Source organism: Aminipila butyrica (assembly GCF_010669305.1).
Taxonomy (GTDB): Bacteria; Bacillota; Clostridia; order Peptostreptococcales; family Anaerovoracaceae; genus Aminipila; species Aminipila butyrica.
Map to the genome: position 1 here is coordinate 2,415,562 of NZ_CP048649.1, position 23,305 is coordinate 2,438,866.

Here is a 23,305-nt window from a genome sequence, read left to right on the forward strand (position 1 = left end):
CTCTCTATTTAAAGGCTTGATTCATCGACTGAATGATGCCTTTAGCCACGGCCAAAGCATACCTGTCGGCATAGTCATCCCGTCGGATGAGGGCCAAGTCGCTTTCATTGGATAGGAACGCTCCTTCCACGATGATGGCCGGCATAGCAGTCTTGTTGAGTACCGCCATTTCCGGACTGTTTTTAATGCCTCTGCTGTTCGTGCCCAGCTCTGCTACCAATTGTTTTTGTACATTTTCTGCAATGTTCTTGCTGGTAATACCGTAGAGGTCCATCTCCGTCGCTCCCGCTGCGTTGGTCTTACTGTTGTAGAGCACTTCTGTGCCCTTCGCCGAGGCCGTCTCGCTGGAATTGTTGTGGATGGAGATGAAAATGGTGGCGCCCGCTGTGTTAGCCTTCTCCGACCGCTCCAGCAAGGTGTAATAGATATCCGTGCTGCGTATTAAATAGGTGTTCACCCCCGCACTCCTTAGGTATTCGTTCAGTTTAACTCCTATCGGCAGATTTACGTCTTTTTCCTGAAGCTGGTCGCTCTGACCTTTGTGGCCCAGAGAACCGCCGTCCTTCCCCCCGTGTCCGATGTCGATAAAGACGGTTTTGCCTTTGGCGGCGGCATTTAGTTGTTCGTAAGCCCAGGTGGTGTTAGTCGTATCCGGGTTCGTAGTCGGATTGTTGTTCTGTCCGTTGTTTTGATTGTCACTGTCGTCATCTGTATCATCGGGGTACACAACGGGTGCTTCCTGCTTGCTTGGTGAGGAAACCAGCACGCTCCTGGTGGAATCCTGCCAAGCCACGGTGCAGCCTAGCGCTTCGGCCGTAAAACGCACAGGAATCATGGTGCTCCCGTAATAGTCATCATCGTCATCAATAATCATCGGCGGTACGTCCAGACTCTGAAGCTGCCCATTGACCAAGGCTTTATCCGACCCGATGGTAAGCACCACTTCCGTGGTATCATACTTGACATATACGCTTTGAGTCGCATCTTGCCAGGTCACCGTGCCACCCATCTTTTCAAAGAGAGCTCTGGCCGGTATTAAAGTTGTTTCCTTTACAATAACTGGCGGCACATCCTTCTGTGAAAAAGCAACCTGCTGGCCGTTCAAAGCCAGATTCACCGGATATTCCGCACAAAATTTCAAGCCTTCATCCACATCCCACTGGGATATACCCGTGGCTCCGTAGGCTAAGCCTGTGCCTAGGATTAAAAGCGTCGCGATCATTACCGCTGTAACTACTATTTTTTTCATCTTATTCCCCTTTTTCTTTGCGTTTCGGTGGCTTCAGTCAACAATCGACATTCTTTATATTATACTATTTTAAAGAAGCTTTGAAAACAAAAGGCCACAAAAAAGGAAAATAATAATTTTGCAAATGGACGAGTGTTTATCTAAATTTTACAAGAATCACCTCCAATCTTTATATTTATCGTATAAACTGGAACCAGTAGTTTCCCCTATAGATAAGTATGGAGGTATTTATGCAAAAGATTTATGTCCTTGATACCAATGTTTTGATACAGTCACCCTACGCACTGCAATCCTTTGAAGACAATAAAATCGTTCTTCCAATTGTCGTCTTAGAGGAACTTGATAAATTGAAAAATGAAGATGGGGAGCGGGGCCGCAATGCACGTCAATCGATTAAATTTTTAGAACAATTAAGACAAATCGGAAATTTGTTTGAGGGTGTCCAGCTAGCCTCTGGGGGCCTCCTTAAAATAGAGCCCAATTTTGCTTCTGTGGAATTGCCTCACGGGTTTAAAAATGACTTAAATGACAACAGAATTTTAAAGGTGTGTTTAGATTTGATGGAAACTCATAAGCCCGTCATCTTGGTTACAAAGGATATCATCGTTAGACTGAAGTCGCAAATGCTGGGCATTACAACAGAAGATTTTACAGCAGAACAGTCCCCCACCTTGGATCAGCAATATACGGGCCGAATGGACGTGTACTCCTCTGATATGAAAATGAGTGAATTTAAAAAGAAGGGAATTCCCCTGGAAAACTTATACACCATAGAACAAGATGTCATTACATCGGTAGCTCCGGAATACAATCAATTTCTCATTATTCATTCTGAATTAAATCCAAAGAAAACCTTATTGGGCCGATTTGACGGAAAGAAAGCAGTAGCATTAAAAAGCCTCAAAGATGAACCCTTTGACATCAAGCCGAAAAATGTAGGACAACGTTTTTTGCAGGAAGCTCTAATGCAGGATGCCGATACAGCGCCGCTAGTCATTGTCAAAGGCCCTGCCGGTACGGCAAAAACCTTTTATTCTCTTGCCGTCGGCTTGCATCAAACCCTGGAGCCCGATAACAGGGCTTACAGAAAAATATTAATCACCAGATCCAACATTCAATTTGATGAAGAAATCGGTTTTCTTCCTGGCACAGAGCAAGAAAAGATTGCACCTTTGCTGCGTCCTATTATTGATAACTTAGAAATTCTGGTGGATCGAAATGCGACAGAACGCTATAAAAATGAACACGAGCTGAAAGATAAAATCGATGAATTGTTTGATCGGGGTATCATATCAGCTGAAGCCATGAACTTTATCCGAGGCCGCTCCATAACCCATACCTATTTAATTATTGATGAAGCGCAGAATTTAACACCAAGACAGGTGAAAGGAATCATTACCAGAGTTGGCAAAGGGACAAAGGTAATCTTGTTGGGAGACCCTCAGCAAATTGACAATCCCTTGTTAGACGAAAAAACCAACGGATTGAGCTATGCATCAGAAAAGATGAAGGGAAGTCCCTTGTGCTTTCAACTTGCCATGCTCCCCAGCGAATGTCTGCGGTCTGAATTAGCATATGACGCAGCCCAAAGAATGTAATAGATAGAAAATAAGCCAGCAAGTATAAAAACTTGCTGGCTTATTTTATTGATGCTGCTCTTTCTCAACGAATACGCTTAAGATCTGATTATTCACTATGGGATTTTAAAAATTTCACAATGCCGTCCGCATTATACCGTGCTACTTTGTCTCTCCATTCATCGCTTTTCAGCAATTCGATTTCTTCAAGGTTTGTATAGAATCCGTGTTCAATCAATACCGCTGGCATATTGGTATTTTTAATGACATACAGATTTCCTGTTTTAACACCCCGGTTACGAATACCGATTCCCGGGAAATTGGCATCGGCGATGGCTGTTGCCAACTGGTTGCTGAGCACACTTCCTTCATAGTGATAGATTTCCCACCCATTTGCGCTTGTCCATTCGTCCCCGTTACCAAAAGCATTGGCATGGATGCTCACAAAGATATCTCCATCCGAATTGTTTGCCTCTGCACATCTGTTGGCAAGACTAGGGTCTGAATCATCCTCTACGGTAAGAATGACTTCTACGCCTTCGGCTTCCAGGTAACGCTTCATTTTATTGGCAACAGCCCGGTTAAACTCGTATTCTCGCAATATGCCCTGTGGGCTTCGTTTTCCAGCTGTCGATGAGCCATGGCCAGGATCCAGCACAACGACCAACTTTCCGTCCTCCATCGGGTTAAAATAAGTACTTAGCGTTTTAAAGGCAACTTTTAAGGTTTTTCCGTCCGCAGACAAACTGACAACAGGGGTTGACGCTTCTTTTAAGTCACACACAACTCGGGCAGTGTTTTCACTGTAAGCAGCTGTTCTTACTGCCGTTAAGGGAGATGATTTCTGGTTATAAGTCAAATCGGATACTTGTGAATCAGCCAGAAAATTCTTCACATCCAATACAAATCGGTTGGGGGTAGTCAACATGGTGGTCACGTAGCCCTCTGACGATTTAATCGCTTCTGACAGTTCAATAGTTACAATGGTATTCTCCTTTTTTGAGTTTCCCTCTTTCAGGGAAACGGCGGTGATATTCCCTTTGATTTCCGGTTTTACCTCAGGATCTCCAGCCGATGAAATGGTAACAGTCCTGCTGGAATCAATCCAACCGACGCGGAATCCCAGTTCCTCTGCAACAAATCGCACAGGAATCACCGTTCTCTCGTTTTTTATGATGGCCGGAACATCCAGCGTTTTCTTCTTGCCATTTACGGTGGCGGTCTTGTCATTGATTTTAAGAATGACAGTTGTCGTGTCGTATTTTACCGTAACGGTATAACTGTCTTGATCCCATTTCACCGTTCCGCCAAGGGACTCGAAAACTGCTCTTGCCGGAACAAGGGTTCGATCATTCTGGATAAAAGGCATCACGTCTGCTGATACTTGCTTATTATTTATTACCAGATTAACGTCTGTTGTATTTGTTGCTGCGTCAACGGTTTGCCCCGTCATTGCACAGAAAAGTATTATAAATATAAATACCGCTGTGAAATTTAGTCTTTTTGTCATAAGAGTCCCCTTTTTGTATCACAAATCATCAATTTACTCTTACAGATTATAGCAGAAAAAATGACAAAAATCTATTTCTATCACCAAATGGTAACACGACTGACATATAAATGTTATACAATTCGTCCCGATGTCTTTCTGACCAGACTATATTTTCCAGCCGCTATCTCTTCTTCCCTCGTTCTACAGAAAGTAAATATTTTTTCACCCCCAGCCAAAAGAAACCTACTTTTATATCTTCCAGTGGAACTTGCATATGCGGCAAAAGCATTTCTGACATGTCTTCTAAGCAGTAGCCTTCTTTTATTATCACAAATTTACAAGTCCCTGGTTGCAAAGCTTTACTGGGGCAACCATAAATACAGTTTAAACATAAATGGCATTTATTTTCAAAGGTTGGTACACCGTTTATCATGGTTATATTCCCGGCAGGGCAGTGTTTAGCACACCAGCTGCAACCAGTGCACGCCTTTAGAACCTGTATCCGTTTACCCCAAAAGCGCCCTGCTGGTTTTTCCAGTTCTCCCATCACAGAAAACAACCTGTCAATCCATAGGGGCTTGCCTGTCTGTTGTATACCCGATAATAAGTCTTCTGTGATTTGTTGAACGGCTTTTGGCAATGCCTGCATCAGCAGATAAGGTAAGGGGCTTGGTGCAGACGCCATCCAGTTGGAGGGCATCACAATCATTTTATCATATCGAACCTGATAGCCTTTTTCCCTCAGCCCCTTTATGCTGCTCACGCGGCAGGCGGTATTGGGGCAAACCTCACCGCCGCCGGAAACCGAAATCACCGCCGCGTCCCCGGTATCTACTTCATTTAATTGAGCAATCCACTGATAAACAGCTTCTGGTGCATTAAAGGCATGAACAGGAAATAACAAAAGAAGCAAGTCACCAGCCGTTGGACAAGCAATTGGTCTGTAGGTGATTTTTTCAAGGCTGCATACACAACCTTTAGATTCCAAGTAGCTTTGAAAGGTCTTTGCAACCAGTTCGGTACTGCCGGTGCCGGAATAATAGGCAATTCTGATATTGGTGTACGCGTTCATCATTCCCTCCTCTAATCTTGCTTAATGAATAGACTATGCTCCGTCTGCCGACCAAGAGGCCGGACGAGAAATACCTGCTGGAAGTATAGTCTTCGAATTTCCTCTCGCTCCGTTAATTTGCATCTGTGTCAAGAAAATACTGGTGCTTAAGTCCGTATTCTTAATATTTGTGTCGCGCATATCAGCCCCTAAAAAGTTTGTACCTTGCAGACTGCAGCCTTCGAGATCTGCGGCAATCAGCAGGGCCATACTGAAATCTTTATGATTGAGATTTGCATGCTTGAAGTTTTGTGCAAAGTAATCTCTATCTATTTTTCCCTTAGCGTTTACAGCCATTATGTGGCTTACTTGCTTCAATATTTTATTAACATCTGTTCTGTAGCTTTCCATATCCAAATGCAGGATTTCTTCAGCAGGCAAACCGGTCAGCCGTTCATTTTCCCAAATCAGGGATTTAATATCCGATTCAAGAGCTTCGGCAGCAGGCAGGGATAAGGCCTCAATCAAATACCATTCCATTTGGTGAAGTTGAAAAACAATCTGAAAAACTTGAAAAATCTTGCTGCCATGATTTGAATTGCTTTTCCAATCAACTATAGGAAAACAATTTTGCGTTACTTTTTGTCCCGCTCCAAAGCAGTCATAAGCTAAACACCCCCGCAAATTTTTGCTTTTTAATGTGGTATGTATATCACAGCGAAAATCTGGCCTTAAATATTGACAGGGTATTCCGGCCTCTTTGTTTGCCGGAAATCCATCTGTTTTCATACAGTATAAAGCCACACAACATAAGCCGCTGCATTGTTCACAATCAATTTTCAATGTATCTTTTAAATCAGAATACCTCTTGTCTATTATCCTTTTTGTCATTCTTCCTCCCCAATATCTATCTGTCGGCCAGCTCATATGTTATATAAGGCCGATCCAGATGGTACCCTAGCTTCTCCGCTAACGCGACAGAGCGTAAATCATGAGCATCCCAGTGAGGATATATGTTCCTTTCTAAACAGGTTAAAATCAGCTTGGCTCCACATACTGTGGCGAGCCCTTTACGCCTGTATTCTGGTTTTGTGTCGATTTCTATTTCAATGCCTTCGTCATACACCGCATAAGGAGATGCACCTGCCACCAATTTTCCATCATGCAAAATTGCTGTGCCCACAGCCCTGTTCTGATAATGACAGAAATTTTCAAACTGAGAGCACAAATCAACAGACCAGGATTCACTTTTGGCCATTTCAAAAATTTCCTGGTCAAACAACTTTAACTCATAACAGGAATCCAGCTTCTTGATATAACCATTCAGCATTTCCACATCAAATGCATTGAACTGATTTTTTATTGCGTAGCGAAAAAATTTCTTTACTTTGTTCCCATAAAACCCTTCGATTAGCTGCTCCCAAGGCTGATCTTTAGGAATCAGCAGCTTTGAGCCGCTTATTTCGCGTAATAGCTCACGACTTGGCTCCCCTGCAAAAAAGCAAAAATCACCAATATCAATAACTGCTGAAGTGGGATTTTCATCGTTATCTGCAATGAGATTCCCCATATAGCCCTGTAAACAGGACCATATTAATGCTTCTTCCCAGCCATTAAACAGTGCCGCTGCTTTTCTTCTGTTCATATCCGCTCCTCTTATTTCTCCGTTAAATAGAAACTCTTTTTAATTTTATCTTATAAACAAAAGAAGTCAATCCCTTTTGGAATTGACTTCTTTTAAGTAATTTAGCAGATTATATATAGCGGTTTATATTCAATAGCCACTATATGATTATTCATAATTACTCATTCGCATTTTTGTTTTTGCCTATATATCTTCAGGTACTGGTGCATTGATTGTAAGCTTTCCAGACTAATGTTATGTTCAAAGCTGCATGCATCTTTTTCTGCAACAGATGGCTCAATGTCCAAGATTTCATTGAGAAAGGTATGGATAATATTGTATCGATTAGTGATAAGCTCAGCCTGTTTCAGTCCTTTAGGTGTAAGTGCTAAGCTGTAATATTTGTTTTTAGTGACTAATCCTTTTTGAGACAAGATATCCGTTGCACGGCATACACTCGCTTTGGTGACACCCATTTTAGATGCGATATAACTCGCTCGTATAACCCCTTCTTCACGGTAGAGGATATAAATTGTTTTTAGATAGTTTTCCATTGCAGCAGACAACTTTTCCATTTATTTTATCACCTTTTACCACACCGACGCCGTTTATTTATATAATTTGTTTAAGAAAACAATTTATTACGTTTTCCCTGACTTAGAGCTCTGTAGAAAATTTTGCGCAAGTATTAAATGGTACTCCTTCCGTTAACTTTCCTGATGCCATAGTCAACACTCTATTAGCAAACCCCAACGTATCCAGTTCATGTGTAACAGTCAAAATTGTTGTGCCGTTTTTGTTAATCCGCGCAAAAATCTCCATGATCTCTTTCGTTGTCTCTATATCCAAATCGGAAGTTGGTTCATCAGCAATAAGAATATTGGGCTCATTCATCAGTGCTCTTGCAATGAGGACACGACGAAGCTCGCCACCGGAGAGCTGAGAAGGAAACATATCTGCAAGATGAGATATCCCTACTTCATTAAGAAGAAAGGATGCTCGCCCAGAAGCATCTCCTTGTCTCTTGAAAAGGAAATATGGCAGTTTAACATTCTCAAATACAGTCAGATTGGAAAGTGCCCCGAAGCCTTGGGGGATATATCCCAATTGAGAATTTCTAATCGCCGATATTTCATGGTCTCTCAAGCTGTAGAGCTCGGTCCCCTCCAACTTGATACAGCCCGACGTGGGCCTCAAAAGCCCAGCAACAATATTGAGAAGAGTGCTTTTCCCGCTTCCTGAACGCCCGATAATGCTGACAAAATCACCTCGCTCAATGGATAAGTCTACGTTGTCCACCGCCGAAAAAACGTTTTCCCTACGCTTATATTCTTTACTTAATCCTTTTATTTCAAACAGCATTATTCCCCCTCCTTCACCGTAGTATAGATCTCCGAGCTTCCTATTTTAATTGCAGCATAAGCTGAAGCAAGTGGACCGACCGTAAAAGAGATCAGAAAGCTCATCGCCGCCAAGATGGATAAAGCTCCCCGTGAAGGCTGTAAGTAGGGTAGTCCTAGCAGTGAGCTGATATAGGTGCTGAAAGGGAAAACGACTAACGCTGCCGCTATCATTCCAGCTAGGCTGCCCAACAGGCTGACCAAACAAGCTTCACAAAGAATTAGTCTGACTAACTTGCTCTTTGTTGCCCCCAAAACCCTAAATATACTGAATTCTCTTTTCCTGCTATTTAGGGTAACAGAGAATACAATAATAAGGACACCGACTGCCAACACCCATAGGATAACCGTTAGCAAGAAAATATAGCTTGTCAGTCCCTGTAGATTGCTGGAAATATCATTCATCATATTTTTTGCCACAACTACATGTACATTCTCTTTGGCATAAGTCTGGAGTATGTTGTTTGCTACATCCTTTACCTCGTAGCCGTTTTTAATTTTTACCATGATGGACGAAATTAAATCGGTATTTTCTGCAACTGGATGTGCTTGCAGTCTCTCCGATTCCCGTGCCACCTTTTTTGCCGTGGAAAGATTCATAAACACAGAAGTATCAAACCCCATGCCCGTTTTCTCCAAACGACCGGCGATCAAGAAGTTTTGATCGAAGAATCTAAGCTTTTGTCCTACTTCCGCATTAATGCTGCTGCCGATTACAATTTGACCATCTGCAAGGGAATCTTTAAGCGAGCTTGACATCCATGGCTGGATGACAAAGTCTGTCTCGGGGTCAAAGCCAATGAGCTGAAGGGGATAAGCACAACACCCAGCGCTAAGTGTGGCAATATAAAGCTGGGGTGATGCCGCTTCCACCCCTTCAACACTGGCTACTTTTTCCGTGGTATCCACATCGAAGTAAAAAGTACTGGGTTCTCCTCGGAGTAAGGCACTTTGAAGATTCCCTTCATATCCATAGGGCACAGCAAGAATATCCGCACCCATTCTTTTTGACAGATTATCCATGCCATTCTCCAGGCTTTTTGACAACATGGTCCCGCCAAAAAGGACAAAAGCGAAAATAGCTACGATAAGAATCAGTCCGGTGGATCGAAACGGCTTGCGCTTTAGGTTATGAATAGCGATGCTAACAGTTGTTAATGGCTTGTTGTCCATTTGTTCTCTCCTGTATTTTTGGAACTCCGTCTCCAAAGATAAATTATATTTGCAGAACAAGTTACTAGTATTAAAATCTGGATTACAATCAAGGCTGGAAAGGTTGTCATCTGGCAAGCCATTGTAGCCATCTCACAGCCCCCAATCAGGACAGTAGGGATTAAAATTCCTATAATGCCTGTCAACGCTGTCATCATACTGATTCCCAACCGGATAAGCGGAGCCTTGACAACAACAAGCAGCAATCCGCCACACAGAACTAAAAGGCCGATGCCAATTTCAGCCTGTCCAGACCAGAAGCATTTCATTGGCACCATACCACCCGCTGCGGTTTCAATAGTTTTTGAACAAGTTTGGAAAATGCAGACTGGCACAAGTGCTGTCAATAATCCTAAGACAGCAACAACGATGCCAGACAATAATCTATTTTTCATATAATTGCCTCCTGAAAGTTAATTTTGACTAAAGTATTATTCTTTTGCCTCCTTAAGGGCATTGCTCACAGCTTCATTAAATTGATTGAAGGCAATCGTCGCACCAGATACGGCATCTACATCCTCTAGCTTTTGATTTTCTACCAGCGCCTGTGCATATTGATTCATGGCTTCGACCGCCAGCTGTGCCTTGTCATAATAATCCTTATTAGAAATTTCACCGTTTACCTTCCCGTAATTTTCGTCTTTCACCGTTCCGTCTTTTTGCCAGGTGACATATTGGCAATCGGTTATTACATTATCTTCGATAGTAATTGTTGCCTCACCATAGGCTCCCCGGTCATCCTCACTGCTTTGGCCGGTATACGTTCCTGCGGTATAATCTACCGGATTTCCTGCCTCGTCGGACGGTTCGCCGCACCCGGACAGCAGCCCCAAGGTAAGGGCAAATACAGCCACCACAGAAATAATCCTTTTTTTCATCTAATGCACCTCCTCCATCATGGCTTATTCTGAACAATCCTCGCAACTTTGCCATGCTCCAATACAACGGTTCGCTGAGCTTCCTCGGCAACTTCCGGATCGTGGGTAACAACCACGATGGTGCTGCCCTCTTTGTGAAGCTGCTTGAAAATATCAATCACGATACCCTCATTTGCTTCATCCAGGTTTCCTGTAGGTTCATCTGCGAGAATGAGCATCGGATAGTTGATAAGTGCTCGGGCAATACACACCCGCTGCTGCTCCCCACCCGAGAGCTGACTCGGCAAGTGTTTGGCTCGATCTCCTAACCCAACGCGTTCCAGTGCCTGCAAGGCTTCTTTTTCATCCGGCATGCTATGATAATACTGTGAAACCATTACATTTTCCAACGCTGTAAGGTAGTTAATTAAATGAAACTGCTGAAAAATCAGTCCAATCTTATCCCGACGGATATTGGTTAAACTTTTAGCACTTTCCTTTGAAATATTTAAGCCATCCAGTATAACAGAACCATTTGAAGGCTTGTCCATGCACCCAATGATGTTCATCATGGTGCTTTTCCCCGATCCAGAAGGACCCATGATTGCCAGCCATTCCCCCTGGGAAACTTCTAGATTAACATTCTGCAATGCCTTCACATTACCATAGATTTTTGAGATGTCTTTAAGCTCCAATAAATTCATAAATGTTTCCCTCCTTTATTCACCGCGCAAAACAATCGCAGGGTCTACATCGGTAGCACTCCTGACAGGCAACAAGCATGCAAGACCAGTTACCGCAATGGAAACAACCATTGTCACCGGTATTAACAGCGGCTGAAAGGATATGGAGCGGCTGAAAACACTCATGCTGACTGTTTGAGCGAATATAAATCCAAGTACGACACCGAGCAAACCGCCTAACCCGCCTAAAAACAACCCCTCTCCTAGGAATTCCATGACAATGCTTTTGTTAGAAGCACCTAATGCTTTTTTTAGTCCAATTTCTTTACGCCGTTCGGCGACAACCGCCATCATCGTGGTTGCGACACAAACCATGGTGAGGATTAGCACCACCACCGTCACAAGATAAACCAATGCCTGAAGCTTTGTTAAAACGGTTCCCTCTGATTGTGTGACACGTTTTACAAGGCGTGGCGTGACTTCTCCGACGTTATCACTTATTTGTTTTACAAGATTGTCCAAGGTGGCCTGAGAAGCAGAGATACTGCATTCCACCACATCAATCTCTCCGTTATTTCCCATCAGGTCCTCCAAGGTTGATAAAGACATATAGAGAAAGTCTTCCTCGGTTCCACCTGTTTGAACAATTCCAGATACCGTAAAGTCCTGACTGAAGCTCTCCCCGTTTGCAGCTATACCCGTTACGGTAAAGGCATCACCCGGAGAAAGGCGGATTAAGTCTGCTACGGTCTGCCCCACCAGCACAGCCTCCTTGTTTGCCGGCCATTCTCCAGAGACATACCAATAGGGACTGGTCTTTTTCACTTCTGCCAGATCTGTACCTGCCGCCATAAAGGGCTGCTCATTAATTTTAACAGTCTCATAGCGATACGGTGCGATACCTACAATGTCATTTGCGGGAATCAAATCCGTTACGTCCTTAACCGTATCCATACTAATCGCCGACTCCTCGCCAGCGGGCACAAAAATCAGATTTGCGCCGTAAGAACGAAATTCCTGGCCCATCTGCCGCGGAACATCGTAATAAATCGTAACAAGTCCGGATAGAATTGTCGCACCAATCGCTACCGCCAATAAAGCCACAAGCATTCTGGAGCGGCGGCGAATGAGTGAGCTCGTTATCATTCTAAAATACATCGTTTGTCTTTTCATATAATCACCTGCCATGTAAAACTTCTGCCGGGCGAAGGGACAACAGAAGCCGGATAGACGGAATGCTTCCGGCTAAGGTTACAATAAATACCAAAACTACTACAAGAGGTATCACCATCGGTTTGATAACAATGGCTGATCCAAAGACGGACTGTCCGATAATCTGAGCAAAGCCAAGCCCGGCAAAGTATCCGACAACACCCCCTACAACTGCTGTAACAAGTATCTCTGTTAAAACAAGCCACGAAATTGGCGCGTTATGCGCTCCAACTGCTTTTAGCAATCCGATTTCACGGCTGCGTTCCATCACGCTGGCCGTAACAAGGTTGGAAATGCCCAAGGCTGAACCAACTAAACTTAAAATGGTAATTAAAAGCATCAACAGCTGCGTTTTCTCTAAAATTGCGCCTTCGGATTCCGCAACTTGGCGAATAGGCTTTGCAACTGAATCCGTGATTACTTCTTGTATTTGATAAGAAATTGAACTGACGTAAGCCGTACAATACCACGTTTCCCATTCTTTAATAGAAAGACTTTTTGGATTTTGTGCTGCTTTGCGGGACAGTTCATTGTCAGGTGTTGTTAAAGCACTGACTTCAACTCGGCTTACAAGCCCTGCACGCCCTGTCAATTCCTGTGCCGTCTGCAAAGGGACATAAATTTGCTCGTCCTCATCACTTCCGGCATTAAAAACACCCTTAACCGTCAACTTCTTTGTTTTTCCTCGTAATTCAAGGGTAATCGTATCACCTACTTGAATATTATTTCTACCTGCCACAAGGCTGCCCACCATCGCAAAGTTTTCATCCTGATCGGTCAGCCAATCGCCGGATATTTCCCACCAGCTTTTCATACTTTTCATGCCGGTATCTAACGATTCCCCTGTGGGAAGATCTAAATGGTGTTTAAACCATGTGCCCACAAGCTTAGTATCCCTTGCTCCCGGCTCCAGCTTCACGGAGGTCTCCAGATACGGCGTAAAATCTACGATGTTAAACGCCCAAAATATGGTTTTAATATTTCCAAGTTCCGATTCATTCAAATATTGATCGGACCCGCCAGAACCTTCTGCAACACCATAAAGATCATCGAGCAGAGAAGCCGCTTTGGGAACGACATTAATATTTGCCCCATAGGTCTTTAGTTCCTGATTGACCTTATCCCCAACATCCATCATGACATTGAGCATGGCAGTGGCAAGGGAGGCTCCTAATGCAATCGTAAATGCAATCATGAGCATTTTTCCTTTTTGCCGGAATAGCGCCCCTTTGACCATTCTCCAGAACATAAAATCACCTCCCTTATTCAAACCTGCTCTTTTCGTTTTCCAAATTTTGTGTCTGTATCACCATACTACCGCCCTCTAAGCTATACGAGAGGGGAACCGGATTGCAGCCTCCCTTAAATCCGATTGTAGACTTATTCATGACCACATCGCAAAGCTTGCAGATCACTTCATCCTCCCGCTCATAATAACCGGTTGGACCGCAAATATCACAAGCATCCAGGCCCACTCCAAATGCTACTGTATTCTTCTTAATAACTATAAATCGAACTTCCGTACCGTTTGAGGCTGTATAAATATATCGATGCAAATGACCATCACTGATACTTTCAAGTGGTATAACAATTTCGCTGCCGACGATGTCCATGGGTTCGGCAGGAGAAAGCACGACTTCCCGTTGGTCATAAGCCCTTACCGCTGTCAAACTTAGAACCGCCAGAATATATCCTACTGCCACAACGGCGCACCAGCGTCTTTGCCTGCGTGAGGTTGCCCGGATTCGCCTATGCTGTGCGGGATTGACATAGGTTTCTTTAGGATGTAAGCTTTTTATCCATAATGCAACCGGCAGCAGCATAGTAACCGCCATGATTCCATATAGGAAAAAGTCATTATAGTTAACCGCTATTTTAATAAATTCAAATACACCTTTTGACATGGGAATAATACGCCTTGCCAGTAAAAACTGTGCAATGGTGGCAATTTGCTTGACCATATTAACCAGAAGGATAATAGTTAATAAAATGCGCACCGATTGAAAGGTTAGACTCCGTCCGACTTTATATAAAGCCAGCCCGGCCAGCCCCACAATCAGCAAACCTGTCAGATAGCCAATCATTTTAAAGAGAAAATCAGTGCCAAATATGCTTTCTCCTGTCATGACAAACTCTGTAGGATACAGAAATATATCCGGCAGGCAATAGAGCAACAGCGAGGCCACTAATGTAGCATTTATACCAGTCCATATTCTTTCATGAAGTACAGGCATTTTTTTTTGAAAAACACCCCAAGAAAGCATATAAAAAAGGATAGCTGCAAAGATGGCAACAGATAAAATACCAATATTGAAGTATTCTCTGTTAATCAGCACCGTCGTGGCTTTGAGAAACGATAATATAATCGCGAATACAACCCCAACTACAAATCCTCTAAATAGCCATTTGTTCTGTCTTTGCTTATTGTTAAGGTGTGCAAGTGTAAACAGCATTGCTAAAAGAATTCCGGTGGTAAGCGAATTCTGCACAACCTGTATGAGATATTTCAGCATGGTGTTACCACCTCCCCGTAAACATAAAGAATACGCGCCATGATAGTTTCGCGCCTGCGCGCGAACGAACCCATGGCGCGTATCCGTTCCCTTTAATATCTATCGAACAAACAGACTACCAAACTCTTGGAACATAATCAAAATCCCATTCTGCCACAAGAGGTTCAGTCCAATACCTTCCAGTAACGCCTGTTTCTTTATCAACATGGAGGAGGAAACCCTGTGCTTCAGGATTTTCAATCGTAAAGCGTACTTTATATGTACCAGCTGGACCCAGCTTGATATTTGCGCCATAGTGAGGGCCATCGCTGGCATTCATCGGCATGAAAGTTCCTTCTACTTTTGTTTTACCATCTTCACTGGTAATTTCATAATTAACTGTAAGATTTGGAACAAAATCACCTACGCCGTAACCCAAGTCATTCTTCAATGCGGATATATCTGCTTCTATATGCATGTCGGCTTCGGAAGCTGGCAGGCCTGCTTTATCAGCCGGTTCCATATCAACTGGCTGGAAATACACAGCGGCCACATTCAGCGGTGGTAATTCGATGTCATCACCAATAGGGAATTCCTCAAATCCGGCAGCCTCTCCTGGTGCAGCCACATCGTCTCCATTATCACCTGTTGATGTGCCAGCAGGTGGGTTGGCCGCGTTGTTGGAATTTCCGTCGGTCTCATCCCCATTTGAGCAGCCAGTGAACGCAATCGACATAACCATTGCCAGTGCGAGAACAAAAACAAATATTTTTTTCATGATCTATACCTCCTAAAATGTATAATTTAATCTTAACTCCAAGAAAGCTCAATTAACTGTCCTGGGAATTAACAAATGTTACGAATCAGCTGTGCGCTGTGGAATCTTTTTCAGCAAGCAGCTCTTCCAGTATGCCTCTGACTTCAGCTTTTAGCGCTTCATGCTTTGCTTTCTTTTCTTCAGCTTCCCGAAGGATACGCTCCTCGGCCCGCTTTTTTTCAGCCTCCAGGTGGATGGCATGATTCTTTTTTGTTTGAATGACAAAAAGAATTATAGCAATCACCAACAGAATCAACTGTGGTATCAAAGTCTGAAGGGTCGGATAGATGCCTAGTACGTCCAAAATATCATTGGTAGGAATCCAAGCCAGCCAATCAGGTGAAGACATCGTAATGATATCGCCTTCAATCAGTTCCTTAATGCCCGCACCAAGGAAGGAAATCGACATCAAAGACATCAACACACCAGTTGCTGTAAAGAAAGGCTTGATCGGAATTTTGATGCTAAGGAAATGAATAGCTAAATAAACAAATACCAAGCAAATACAACCGATTATAAAACCTGCCCACACACTGCCGACGTTGTTGTTAGACAACATAGGCTGGTAAAAGAGAACAACCTCAGCGCCTTCCCGAAAAACAGCCAAGAACGCAGTAAACGTCAGTGCAAAAGTACTTCCTAATAGGGACGACTTCTCGGTCTTGGTTTTAATATAAGATGTCCATGAATCGGTTTCAGATTTAGACAGCATCCAGTTGCTGACATAAAAAAGTACACACACAGCCAGTAGGGCGGTAACACCCTCTATAACTTCCTGAGAAGCACTGTTGGCTAGTTTTAATAAATTTAATAGCCAAGCCAGTACGAAGCTCGCCACAATGCCGACAATAGACCCTACATAAATAGGAGTCACCAGCCTCTTGCGGCGTCCGATATCATCACCCGCAGACTTAACTAAGTATGCCACGATAGCGCCTACGATAAGAATCGCCTCAAAGCCTTCACGCAGCATGATTGAAAAACAGGCAGCGAACGTGGCAACCGCAGCAGAGCTTCCGCCAGCAGCCGAAGCCCCCGAATTATTGGAAGCATTATTACTGCCAGTTGTGCCATCCAGCACATGAGCATCTTCCCGGAGCATGGACGCAAGCAAATCCACTTCTTTGTTAAACTCATCTGTACTTCCGCCGTTTTTAGTTACGGCTTTGCAAGCCGAGAACTGTAGCTCCATTTCCGTTTTTCTTGAGCCAGAGATATAGCCCATGGCAATTCGCTCAAAGCCAGTAGTCTCATAGTAGCCATAATAGCCATTGTTTATGGAGTCATATGCCCCCCTGGTATCTCCGGCAGCATAGCGTGCCTTGCCAGTTTCAAGCACAACCTCCATTGCGTCGACCACATCGTTCCAAGTCGAAGCTGGCTGTCCAGACTCTTTGTATTCGTCCCAAGTGGCATAGTAGGGCTCTGCTGCTGATTTCTCCGCAGTCTCAGCAAAGGCCATAGTAGGAAACATGCTGATGAGGATCATCATCATTGAAAGAACCGGAACTAATATTTTTCGCATTTTATACCTCCTTTCTCCAAATTTTAAAATAGTATCTATTAATACTATCTATCAGGTTAGCTTAAGCTAACATAAAGTACAAGGGCCAGTTTGAAGATTTTATAATAGGGCCAGACTTAGCCTAAAGTCAACTCTGTAGCCGATATTTGCTGAAAATCTGTGCTATACAAATAGGGAGAGAATCGTCTTATCCTTTTGATTTCACGATTCTCTCCCTATCTAAAATGCACAAAACTAGTATTAAAGTTCTTTTACAGCCCCCTTTTCATTTTTAAGCCACGCCTGGCGAAGCAGTTTAACTGCGGCGGGGACCTGCTCCAATAGCATACCCCCATAATTTAAAAGAACTAATCCGTTTTTCATGTTTTGTGTACAACTCCAAAACTCAGCTGTTGGCTGCACACCCACACCCATTTCATTGGCTTGCGCAATCAGTTCCTCTTCGGTTACAGCCCATTTTGCCTGCACCAATATATGAAGGCCTGCATGGGTCCCCCAAATATGAATCTTATCCTTAAATTCATGCCTCAGTGACTTAACAAGTACATCCCGCTTTTTTCGCTGATGCAAAATGGTTTTTCTCATGTGCTTTTCCCAAAACCCCTCACGCATAAAGAGTTCTAATGTCTTTTGAGTAAGAAAAGGTACAAATGTAGTATCATGGCAGTAACGCTCACACAATTTGTCTACTAGTTGTTCTGGAAGCACCATATAGGACACCCCTATAGCCGGAAATAACAAATCGGAAAAGGTCCCCATATAAATTACCCGATCGCTGCAAAACGAATGGATGGAGGGAATTGAGTTTATATCATACTGAAAACAACAGTTATAGTCATCTTCAATAATGAAGGTATCGTTGCATTTTGCCCACTCGGCCAATTCCACCCTACGCGTTTTGGGCATAATGATACCTGTCGGATATTGATGTGAGGGGGTCACATAGGCTGCTGCAACAGTCTTATTCTTTAACTGACTTATATCTATTCCATGTTCATCCATTTGTATCGGCCGAATATGAAAACCGTTGTTCTGGAAGGTCATACGGGTTCGATTATATGCCGGCTCTTCCATGGCAATATTCATATTTTGGTCCGTTAACACATGGCAAATAAGTTCTAGGCAAAATTGTGTCCCTGACCCAATAATAATCTGTTTGGCCTGGCACTTTACTTGTCTGTGATGATAGATATGTCTTTGTATTTCAGCGCGCAGACTTGGTTCGCCAAAAGGACAACCATACTGCAAAAATCCATTTTTATAATCAAGGAAGCACTTGTTTGTAAGTGCTTTCCATCTTCCGAAAGGAAACTCATCCGGGTGTAGCCTTTTATTTTGAAAATCATAAATTATATTTTTATCATCCTGGCTTTCTAATTCCAGCTGTGGCTTCCCTATTCCTTCTTGTTTATCCAATGCTTCCATAAGTGGCAGTTCGGCATAATACCCCTGGTGAGGTCTACTGATCAAAAATCCCTCTGAGGACAATTTATCATAAGCTAATTCAACCGTGTTCCTGCTTATCCGTAGGTCCATGGCTAACTTCCTGCTGGATAAAAGTTTTGTTCCACTCTTTATATCCCCTTTTATAATATCGTTCTTTATCTGCTGATATAATTGAACATATAAAGGCATCTCTTCATTCTCATCTAGCACAAACATATATCCATTCCTCCATAAAACCTTGCCGCATCTTCGATTAGCATAAGCTAACCTTTGCTCAAAATTATACACACACCAACTTCATCCAATCCATGGATTGAATGAAGCCTATCATTCTTGCTTAAATAAGTAAATCATTGTAATTTAAATATTTCTATATATCCTTTGTATTCATCACGCGCATTGCATTAAGAATGGCAATGAGGGCAACGCCCATATCCGCGAACACCGCTTCCCACATGGAAGCTACCCCAAAGGCACCTAAAACTAAAAACACCGCTTTGACACCTAACGCAAAGAATATATTTTGAAATACAATGTCTCTTGTTCTTTTTGCAATCTTCAGGGCAGAAGATATTTTGGAAGGCTCATCTGTCATGATGACAACATCCGCAGCTTCGATTGCCGCATCAGAACCTAGCCCGCCCATAGCTATTCCAATATCAGCTCTTGCAAGCACCGGCGCATCGTTGATGCCATCACCAACAAAGGCAATCTTCCCGTTGCGGCTTTTTCTGCTTTCCATTGCCTCTATCTTCTCTACCTTATCGGCTGGCAGCAGTTCGGCATACACCTCATCCAACCCCAGCTGCTTACCTACTTTTTCTCCCGCTGCTTTGCGATCGCCTGTCAGCATGACTGTTTTTTTAACGCCGAGAGATTTAAGTTCCCTAATTGCCTTAGCTGAATCTTCTTTCACCTCGTCAGAAATAATAATACTGCCCGCGTACTTCTTATTGACAGCAACATATACAACTGTACCAAAAGTTTCAACATCATCGTAGTGAACATTTGCACTACCCATTAGTCGAGCGTTACCAACAAGAATTTCCATGCCTTCGACTCTTACCTTAATGCCTTGACCGGCAATTTCCTCATACTCTTCCATACTATTTTTATCAATATCCCCATCATAGGCACTCAAAATAGAAAGAGTAATTGGATGACTTGAGTAACTTTCCGCATAAGCCGCATATTTAATTAATTCTTTTTCCGTAAAACCACTTTGCACATTTAAGCTTGTGACTTTGAATACACCTTTTGTTAAGGTACCAGTCTTATCAAACACAACGGCTTCAACATCGTTGAGCGCTTCCAAATAGTTACTGCCCTTGACTAAGATGCCTCTTTTCGAAGCGCCTCCAATGCCACCGAAGAATCCTAAAGGGATAGAAATAACCAACGCACATGGACAAGAAACCACTAAGAATACCAAGGCTCTATATATCCATTCAGAGAAGGTTGCTTCTTTTATTAATAAAGGCGGTATGATTGCCAGTGCTAAAGCTCCAAATACAACAACCGGCGTATAATAGCGTGCGAATTTTGTTATAAAATTCTCCGTCGGTGCTTTTCTGCTGCTGGCGTTTTGAACGAGATCCAAGATTTTAGATACAGTTGATTCACCGTAGTCTCTTATTACTTCAAGAGTCAAAATTCCGTTCTTATTGACAAATCCACTTAGGGCATCTGCGCCGGGTTTCAATTCACGAGGCACAGCTTCACCAGTCAACGCCGAAGTGTCCACCATCGATATACCCTCTATTACCTTACCATCTAAGGGAATTTTTTCTCCCGGTTTTACTACGATAATATCTCCAACATGTACCGTGTCAGGTGACACGGTCTTCAGCTCATCGCCAACCTTTAAATTTGCATGGTCCGGTCTTATATCCATTAGTGCACTGATCGATTTTCTGGAATGATCTACAGCTATATCCTGAAAGAGCTCGCCGACCAGATAAAACACCATAACAGCGACACCCTCCGGGTATTCCCCAACAAAGAATGCTCCGATTGTAGCAATGCTCATAAGGAAATGTTCCGTAAAGATCTGGCCGCGTGTAATACTTTTGATTGCCCGAAGCACAACCCTTCCTCCAACGATGATATAGCTCGCTACAAATATGGCAAGTTCCACCCACTGCGAAAACGGAAAAACGACGCCTACTGCAAAGATTCCACCGCCTATCACAAGTTTTATGATTTGCTTCTTGCGATTTTCATCATCATCCTGATCTGATATGCCAGACTTAACCGCCCCCTCTTCAAAAGAAACCTTAACGCCTGGCTCAATCTTTGTTACAACCTGCTCAACCTTCTTACTTAACTTAGAAATATCCGCATTAGGTTTAGTCTCCAGTGTAAGCTTCCTCGAGAGAAAGTTTACTGAAGCAAAGGTTACCTCATCCAAATTTTTCACTTCTGCTTCCATTTTTGCTGCACAATTTGCACAACCCAAGCCTTCAAGGATAAATATTTTTTCCATGTTAATCCTCCTTATAGTTTTTAAGGGCTCTCTACTATAGTCTATCAATTTTTCTCATGTCATAAGGGAATAAAGGAGGCCTCTTAAGTCCTTTTTACTTTTCCATTACATGGGCTAAACATTGCTCAAAAAGCAGCCCTATGTGGCTGTCATCCAATGCATAATACGCAATTTTACCATCTCTGCGATATTTAATTAATTGTGTTTGCCGAAGCACCTTAAGGTGATGAGAAATAGCAGGCTGAGTCATATTAAGAAGGGCGGTGATATCACATACACACATTTCTGAGAGCAGCAAAGCATTCACTATTTTAAGCCGAGTTGGATCATTCAGCACTTTAAAAAGCTCCGCCATTTGAAACAGTTGGTCATCCTGTGTCATTTCACTTTTTACCCGCTCTAATGTATCTTCATGTATAATAGTACAATTACACAAGGCGCCATCTTCCTTTTTATTTCTCATAAATTTGCCCTCCTGAAATAAATATATAAGCATTCGTTTATTCGTTATAGTAGCATACTATCCTTTTATAGTCAATACATCCGCCTTAAACGAATATAGTTCTAATCAATTATTATTTTTTAAATAAGACTCGTTTAGTCACCCATTATAAAGAATATAAACCACATCTAATGTGTGCCTTAAGTCAACATAAGCCATTAAAGTTATGATGAGTCACAAGGTTTCAAAAAACAAAAGAAGTCAATCCATTTTGGGAATTGACTTCTTTTAAGCAATTTCAGCAGGCTAGATAAGAATCGCTGCTTCCATTTAATACTATATTTCTGCTGTAACAATTGGCTTTGAAAGCCATTAGGATGCCTCTCCAAAGAAGCTTTGACCTCTTATGGACGCAAAAAAATCACAAATTCATAGCCATCTTTAGAGCTATCAGTATCAAATAACTGCACAATGTCTTTATCTTTCAAATTTCCTGAAAACAGCTTATACTCATCGTCATCCGTCACCTGATATATAACGACATCTTCTGACAACATATAGGTTTTGTCTCCGATAGTTATGCTTTCTCTGTTATTTCCTTGATCAATTTTTACAGGTCCCAAATTAGCACTTATTTCCTGAGCTCCCACAATCACACCGTTAGAAGCCAAGTCGAGTTTATATAAAATTGACTTGCTAAATCCATTAGCGCTCCATTTTACTTGAGACCAGTTTTTTATGATATCTGCATCAGAAGTTAATACATCTATCCATTTCTTTTCTTTATATCCAACAACATGCTGAACTTTCTTTCCAGCATCATTTACGTCCTTGGTTACCTCATTGAAAACTGAATAACCAGAAGAAACTGCTTTTAAGTCCTGAACGGTAGTATTTGTTTTATTCGTATCTGCGTTCGAAGCCTTATCCGTCACAGTTGACTGATTAGTCGTCGTCTGGCTCGTTGTAGCCTGATTTGCTGTCGTGCTCGGTGTCTGCGCCTTTGTATCATTCGTATCCTTTGTTTCACTTGTAATTATTTTTACCGTTTTACTTGTGTTGTCATAATCAATCCCTAGTGATAACAACTCACTTACCTTTCGTACAGGCAAATAGGTTGTACCCTTATATGTAATGCTGAACGGTACTGAACTTCCATCGGATAATTGATAATTTTCCCCTTGTTTAACGGCATTTTTACCATCTACGGTTATGTTGACCGTATTGAATTGTGCCTGAATATTGTCCGCTAAAGCCGTAGTTGGAACCACTAATAAGCAGGCAAAGATAAACCCTACAATAAACCCTTTAAACTGTTTCATTTTTTAACTCCTCTCTGGATTGTGATAAAAAATAGTTTCTTTCAGTTTACCCCTCTACAAATACATATTCAACCTTTAATCTTAAATTTTTCCAATATTAAATTAATTTCACTAATAAAAAAGTAACCGACATGCCTAAAAGTGGCACGCAAAAAGTCACACCTAGTGCGTGCCACGAGGTCAAAATAAGCCATTAAGCTTGCAGTCAAGTATAGATTAAAAAATAAAAAAACACCCTCCAAACGTTGCAAATGCAGTTATTTGAAGGGGGTTTTACTTGGTGAGGCACGAGGGATTCGAACCCCCAACCGACAGATTCGAAGTCTGCGACTCTATCCATTGAGCTAGTGCCCCATAGCTAATCAATAAAAAATAGTATATACCAACATTTGCATAAATGCAAGTACAAAGATTAGAAA

21 protein-coding genes and 1 tRNA gene are annotated in these 23,305 nt (G+C 42.5%); 1 reads left to right on the forward strand and 21 read right to left on the reverse strand.

What is annotated here, in order from left to right; all coding sequences use genetic code 11:
* Positions 1 to 4 precede the first annotated feature (4 nt).
* On the reverse strand, positions 5 to 1,249 hold the full coding sequence (locus tag Ami103574_RS11440) for an N-acetylmuramoyl-L-alanine amidase (protein WP_163067142.1): 1,245 nt from the start codon (positions 1,247 to 1,249) through the stop codon (positions 5 to 7).
* A 230-nt stretch (positions 1,250 to 1,479) separates the two neighbouring features.
* Here Ami103574_RS11440 and Ami103574_RS11445 point away from each other — a divergent pair, with 230 nt between their 5' ends.
* Positions 1,480 to 2,847: a PhoH family protein gene (locus Ami103574_RS11445; RefSeq protein WP_163067143.1), complete on the forward strand. Its 1,368-nt coding sequence runs from the start codon at positions 1,480 to 1,482 to the stop codon at positions 2,845 to 2,847.
* A gap of 88 nt (positions 2,848 to 2,935) precedes the next feature.
* Here Ami103574_RS11445 and Ami103574_RS11450 read toward each other — a convergent pair whose 3' ends face one another.
* The 20 genes from Ami103574_RS11450 to Ami103574_RS11545 form a co-directional block, all read right to left on the reverse strand.
* Complete coding sequence (locus Ami103574_RS11450; RefSeq protein WP_163067144.1) at positions 2,936 to 4,336, reverse strand: N-acetylmuramoyl-L-alanine amidase family protein; 1,401 nt, start codon at positions 4,334 to 4,336, stop codon at positions 2,936 to 2,938.
* A gap of 163 nt (positions 4,337 to 4,499) precedes the next feature.
* The gene (locus tag Ami103574_RS11455; RefSeq protein WP_163067145.1) at positions 4,500 to 5,393 is read right to left on the reverse strand and encodes an EFR1 family ferrodoxin; all 894 of its coding nucleotides are present in this window, start codon (positions 5,391 to 5,393) and stop codon (positions 4,500 to 4,502) included.
* Between the two features lie 30 nt (positions 5,394 to 5,423).
* Entirely contained in the window at positions 5,424 to 6,158 is a 735-nt protein-coding gene (locus Ami103574_RS11460) for a pentapeptide repeat-containing protein (protein WP_246213135.1), read from the reverse strand.
* A 118-nt stretch (positions 6,159 to 6,276) separates the two neighbouring features.
* Positions 6,277 to 7,014 carry a GNAT family N-acetyltransferase gene (locus tag Ami103574_RS11465; protein WP_163067146.1) on the reverse strand — a complete coding sequence of 246 codons (738 nt, stop codon included), beginning with the start codon at positions 7,012 to 7,014 and terminating at the stop codon, positions 6,277 to 6,279.
* 161 nt (positions 7,015 to 7,175) lie between these two features.
* On the reverse strand, positions 7,176 to 7,568 hold the full coding sequence (locus tag Ami103574_RS11470; RefSeq protein ID WP_163067147.1) for a metal-dependent transcriptional regulator: 393 nt from the start codon (positions 7,566 to 7,568) through the stop codon (positions 7,176 to 7,178).
* A gap of 82 nt (positions 7,569 to 7,650) precedes the next feature.
* On the reverse strand, positions 7,651 to 8,355 hold the full coding sequence (locus Ami103574_RS11475; protein WP_163067148.1) for an ABC transporter ATP-binding protein: 705 nt from the start codon (positions 8,353 to 8,355) through the stop codon (positions 7,651 to 7,653).
* On the reverse strand, positions 8,355 to 9,566 hold the full coding sequence (locus Ami103574_RS11480; protein ID WP_163067149.1) for an ABC transporter permease: 1,212 nt from the start codon (positions 9,564 to 9,566) through the stop codon (positions 8,355 to 8,357). Before Ami103574_RS11480 ends, Ami103574_RS11475 begins: the two co-directional genes overlap by 1 nt.
* Complete coding sequence (locus tag Ami103574_RS11485) at positions 9,548 to 10,000, reverse strand: DUF4418 family protein (protein WP_163067150.1); 453 nt, start codon at positions 9,998 to 10,000, stop codon at positions 9,548 to 9,550. The genes Ami103574_RS11480 and Ami103574_RS11485 overlap by 19 nt, the downstream gene beginning before the upstream one ends.
* A gap of 36 nt (positions 10,001 to 10,036) precedes the next feature.
* The gene (locus Ami103574_RS11490; protein ID WP_163067151.1) at positions 10,037 to 10,483 is read right to left on the reverse strand and encodes an FMN-binding protein; all 447 of its coding nucleotides are present in this window, start codon (positions 10,481 to 10,483) and stop codon (positions 10,037 to 10,039) included.
* 17 nt (positions 10,484 to 10,500) lie between these two features.
* The gene (locus Ami103574_RS11495) at positions 10,501 to 11,166 is read right to left on the reverse strand and encodes an ABC transporter ATP-binding protein (RefSeq protein ID WP_163067152.1); all 666 of its coding nucleotides are present in this window, start codon (positions 11,164 to 11,166) and stop codon (positions 10,501 to 10,503) included.
* A 15-nt stretch (positions 11,167 to 11,181) separates the two neighbouring features.
* On the reverse strand, positions 11,182 to 12,318 hold the full coding sequence (locus tag Ami103574_RS11500; RefSeq protein WP_207710496.1) for an ABC transporter permease: 1,137 nt from the start codon (positions 12,316 to 12,318) through the stop codon (positions 11,182 to 11,184).
* 4 nt (positions 12,319 to 12,322) lie between these two features.
* Positions 12,323 to 13,606 (reverse strand): ABC transporter permease, encoded by a 1,284-nt coding sequence (locus Ami103574_RS11505; RefSeq protein ID WP_163067154.1) that lies wholly within the window; start codon positions 13,604 to 13,606, stop codon positions 12,323 to 12,325.
* A gap of 13 nt (positions 13,607 to 13,619) precedes the next feature.
* On the reverse strand, positions 13,620 to 14,870 hold the full coding sequence (locus Ami103574_RS11510; RefSeq protein ID WP_163067155.1) for a Fe-S-containing protein: 1,251 nt from the start codon (positions 14,868 to 14,870) through the stop codon (positions 13,620 to 13,622).
* 115 nt (positions 14,871 to 14,985) lie between these two features.
* Positions 14,986 to 15,627 (reverse strand): iron transporter, encoded by a 642-nt coding sequence (locus Ami103574_RS11515; protein ID WP_246213136.1) that lies wholly within the window; start codon positions 15,625 to 15,627, stop codon positions 14,986 to 14,988.
* 85 nt (positions 15,628 to 15,712) lie between these two features.
* Positions 15,713 to 17,191: an FTR1 family protein gene (locus Ami103574_RS11520; protein ID WP_163067156.1), complete on the reverse strand. Its 1,479-nt coding sequence runs from the start codon at positions 17,189 to 17,191 to the stop codon at positions 15,713 to 15,715.
* 240 nt (positions 17,192 to 17,431) lie between these two features.
* Positions 17,432 to 18,853 (reverse strand): MocR-like pyridoxine biosynthesis transcription factor PdxR, encoded by a 1,422-nt coding sequence (gene pdxR / locus Ami103574_RS11525; protein WP_163067157.1) that lies wholly within the window; start codon positions 18,851 to 18,853, stop codon positions 17,432 to 17,434.
* A gap of 154 nt (positions 18,854 to 19,007) precedes the next feature.
* Positions 19,008 to 21,122, reverse strand: coding sequence for a heavy metal translocating P-type ATPase (locus Ami103574_RS11530; protein WP_163067158.1), 2,115 nt, complete (start codon positions 21,120 to 21,122; stop codon positions 19,008 to 19,010).
* Positions 21,123 to 21,216: 94 nt separating this feature from the next.
* A complete protein-coding gene (locus Ami103574_RS11535) occupies positions 21,217 to 21,585 on the reverse strand; it encodes an ArsR/SmtB family transcription factor (RefSeq protein WP_163067159.1) in 369 nt (122 codons plus the stop codon).
* Positions 21,586 to 21,968: 383 nt separating this feature from the next.
* Positions 21,969 to 22,886 (reverse strand): stalk domain-containing protein, encoded by a 918-nt coding sequence (locus tag Ami103574_RS11540; RefSeq protein ID WP_163067160.1) that lies wholly within the window; start codon positions 22,884 to 22,886, stop codon positions 21,969 to 21,971.
* 278 nt (positions 22,887 to 23,164) lie between these two features.
* Positions 23,165 to 23,240: transfer RNA gene (locus tag Ami103574_RS11545), tRNA-Arg, on the reverse strand.
* Positions 23,241 to 23,305: the final 65 nt, after the last annotated feature.

Bases quoted from the DNA above. Each gene is read 5' to 3' on its own strand.
- Ami103574_RS11490 (WP_163067151.1), bottom strand. From the start codon at position 10,483: ATGAAAAAAAGGATTATTTCTGTGGTGGCTGTATTTGCCCTTACCTTG.
- Ami103574_RS11505 (WP_163067154.1), bottom strand. From the start codon at position 13,606: ATGTTCTGGAGAATGGTCAAAGGGGCGCTATTCCGGCAAAAAGGAAAA.
- Ami103574_RS11495 (WP_163067152.1), bottom strand. From the start codon at position 11,166: ATGAATTTATTGGAGCTTAAAGACATCTCAAAAATCTATGGTAATGTG.
- Ami103574_RS11450 (WP_163067144.1), bottom strand. From the start codon at position 4,336: ATGACAAAAAGACTAAATTTCACAGCGGTATTTATATTTATAATACTT.
- Ami103574_RS11460 (WP_246213135.1), bottom strand. From the start codon at position 6,158: ATGAAAACAGATGGATTTCCGGCAAACAAAGAGGCCGGAATACCCTGT.
- Ami103574_RS11455 (WP_163067145.1), bottom strand. From the start codon at position 5,393: ATGATGAACGCGTACACCAATATCAGAATTGCCTATTATTCCGGCACC.
- Ami103574_RS11530 (WP_163067158.1), bottom strand. From the start codon at position 21,122: ATGGAAAAAATATTTATCCTTGAAGGCTTGGGTTGTGCAAATTGTGCA.
- Ami103574_RS11515 (WP_246213136.1), bottom strand. From the start codon at position 15,627: ATGAAAAAAATATTTGTTTTTGTTCTCGCACTGGCAATGGTTATGTCG.
- Ami103574_RS11480 (WP_163067149.1), bottom strand. From the start codon at position 9,566: ATGGACAACAAGCCATTAACAACTGTTAGCATCGCTATTCATAACCTA.
- pdxR (WP_163067157.1), bottom strand. From the start codon at position 18,853: ATGTTTGTGCTAGATGAGAATGAAGAGATGCCTTTATATGTTCAATTA.
- Ami103574_RS11475 (WP_163067148.1), bottom strand. From the start codon at position 8,355: ATGCTGTTTGAAATAAAAGGATTAAGTAAAGAATATAAGCGTAGGGAA.
- Ami103574_RS11485 (WP_163067150.1), bottom strand. From the start codon at position 10,000: ATGAAAAATAGATTATTGTCTGGCATCGTTGTTGCTGTCTTAGGATTA.
- Ami103574_RS11535 (WP_163067159.1), bottom strand. From the start codon at position 21,585: ATGAGAAATAAAAAGGAAGATGGCGCCTTGTGTAATTGTACTATTATA.
- Ami103574_RS11500 (WP_207710496.1), bottom strand. From the start codon at position 12,318: ATGAAAAGACAAACGATGTATTTTAGAATGATAACGAGCTCACTCATT.
- Ami103574_RS11520 (WP_163067156.1), bottom strand. From the start codon at position 17,191: ATGCGAAAAATATTAGTTCCGGTTCTTTCAATGATGATGATCCTCATC.
- Ami103574_RS11440 (WP_163067142.1), bottom strand. From the start codon at position 1,249: ATGAAAAAAATAGTAGTTACAGCGGTAATGATCGCGACGCTTTTAATC.
- Ami103574_RS11540 (WP_163067160.1), bottom strand. From the start codon at position 22,886: ATGAAACAGTTTAAAGGGTTTATTGTAGGGTTTATCTTTGCCTGCTTA.
- Ami103574_RS11445 (WP_163067143.1), top strand. From the start codon at position 1,480: ATGCAAAAGATTTATGTCCTTGATACCAATGTTTTGATACAGTCACCC.
- Ami103574_RS11465 (WP_163067146.1), bottom strand. From the start codon at position 7,014: ATGAACAGAAGAAAAGCAGCGGCACTGTTTAATGGCTGGGAAGAAGCA.
- Ami103574_RS11470 (WP_163067147.1), bottom strand. From the start codon at position 7,568: ATGGAAAAGTTGTCTGCTGCAATGGAAAACTATCTAAAAACAATTTAT.
- Ami103574_RS11510 (WP_163067155.1), bottom strand. From the start codon at position 14,870: ATGCTGAAATATCTCATACAGGTTGTGCAGAATTCGCTTACCACCGGA.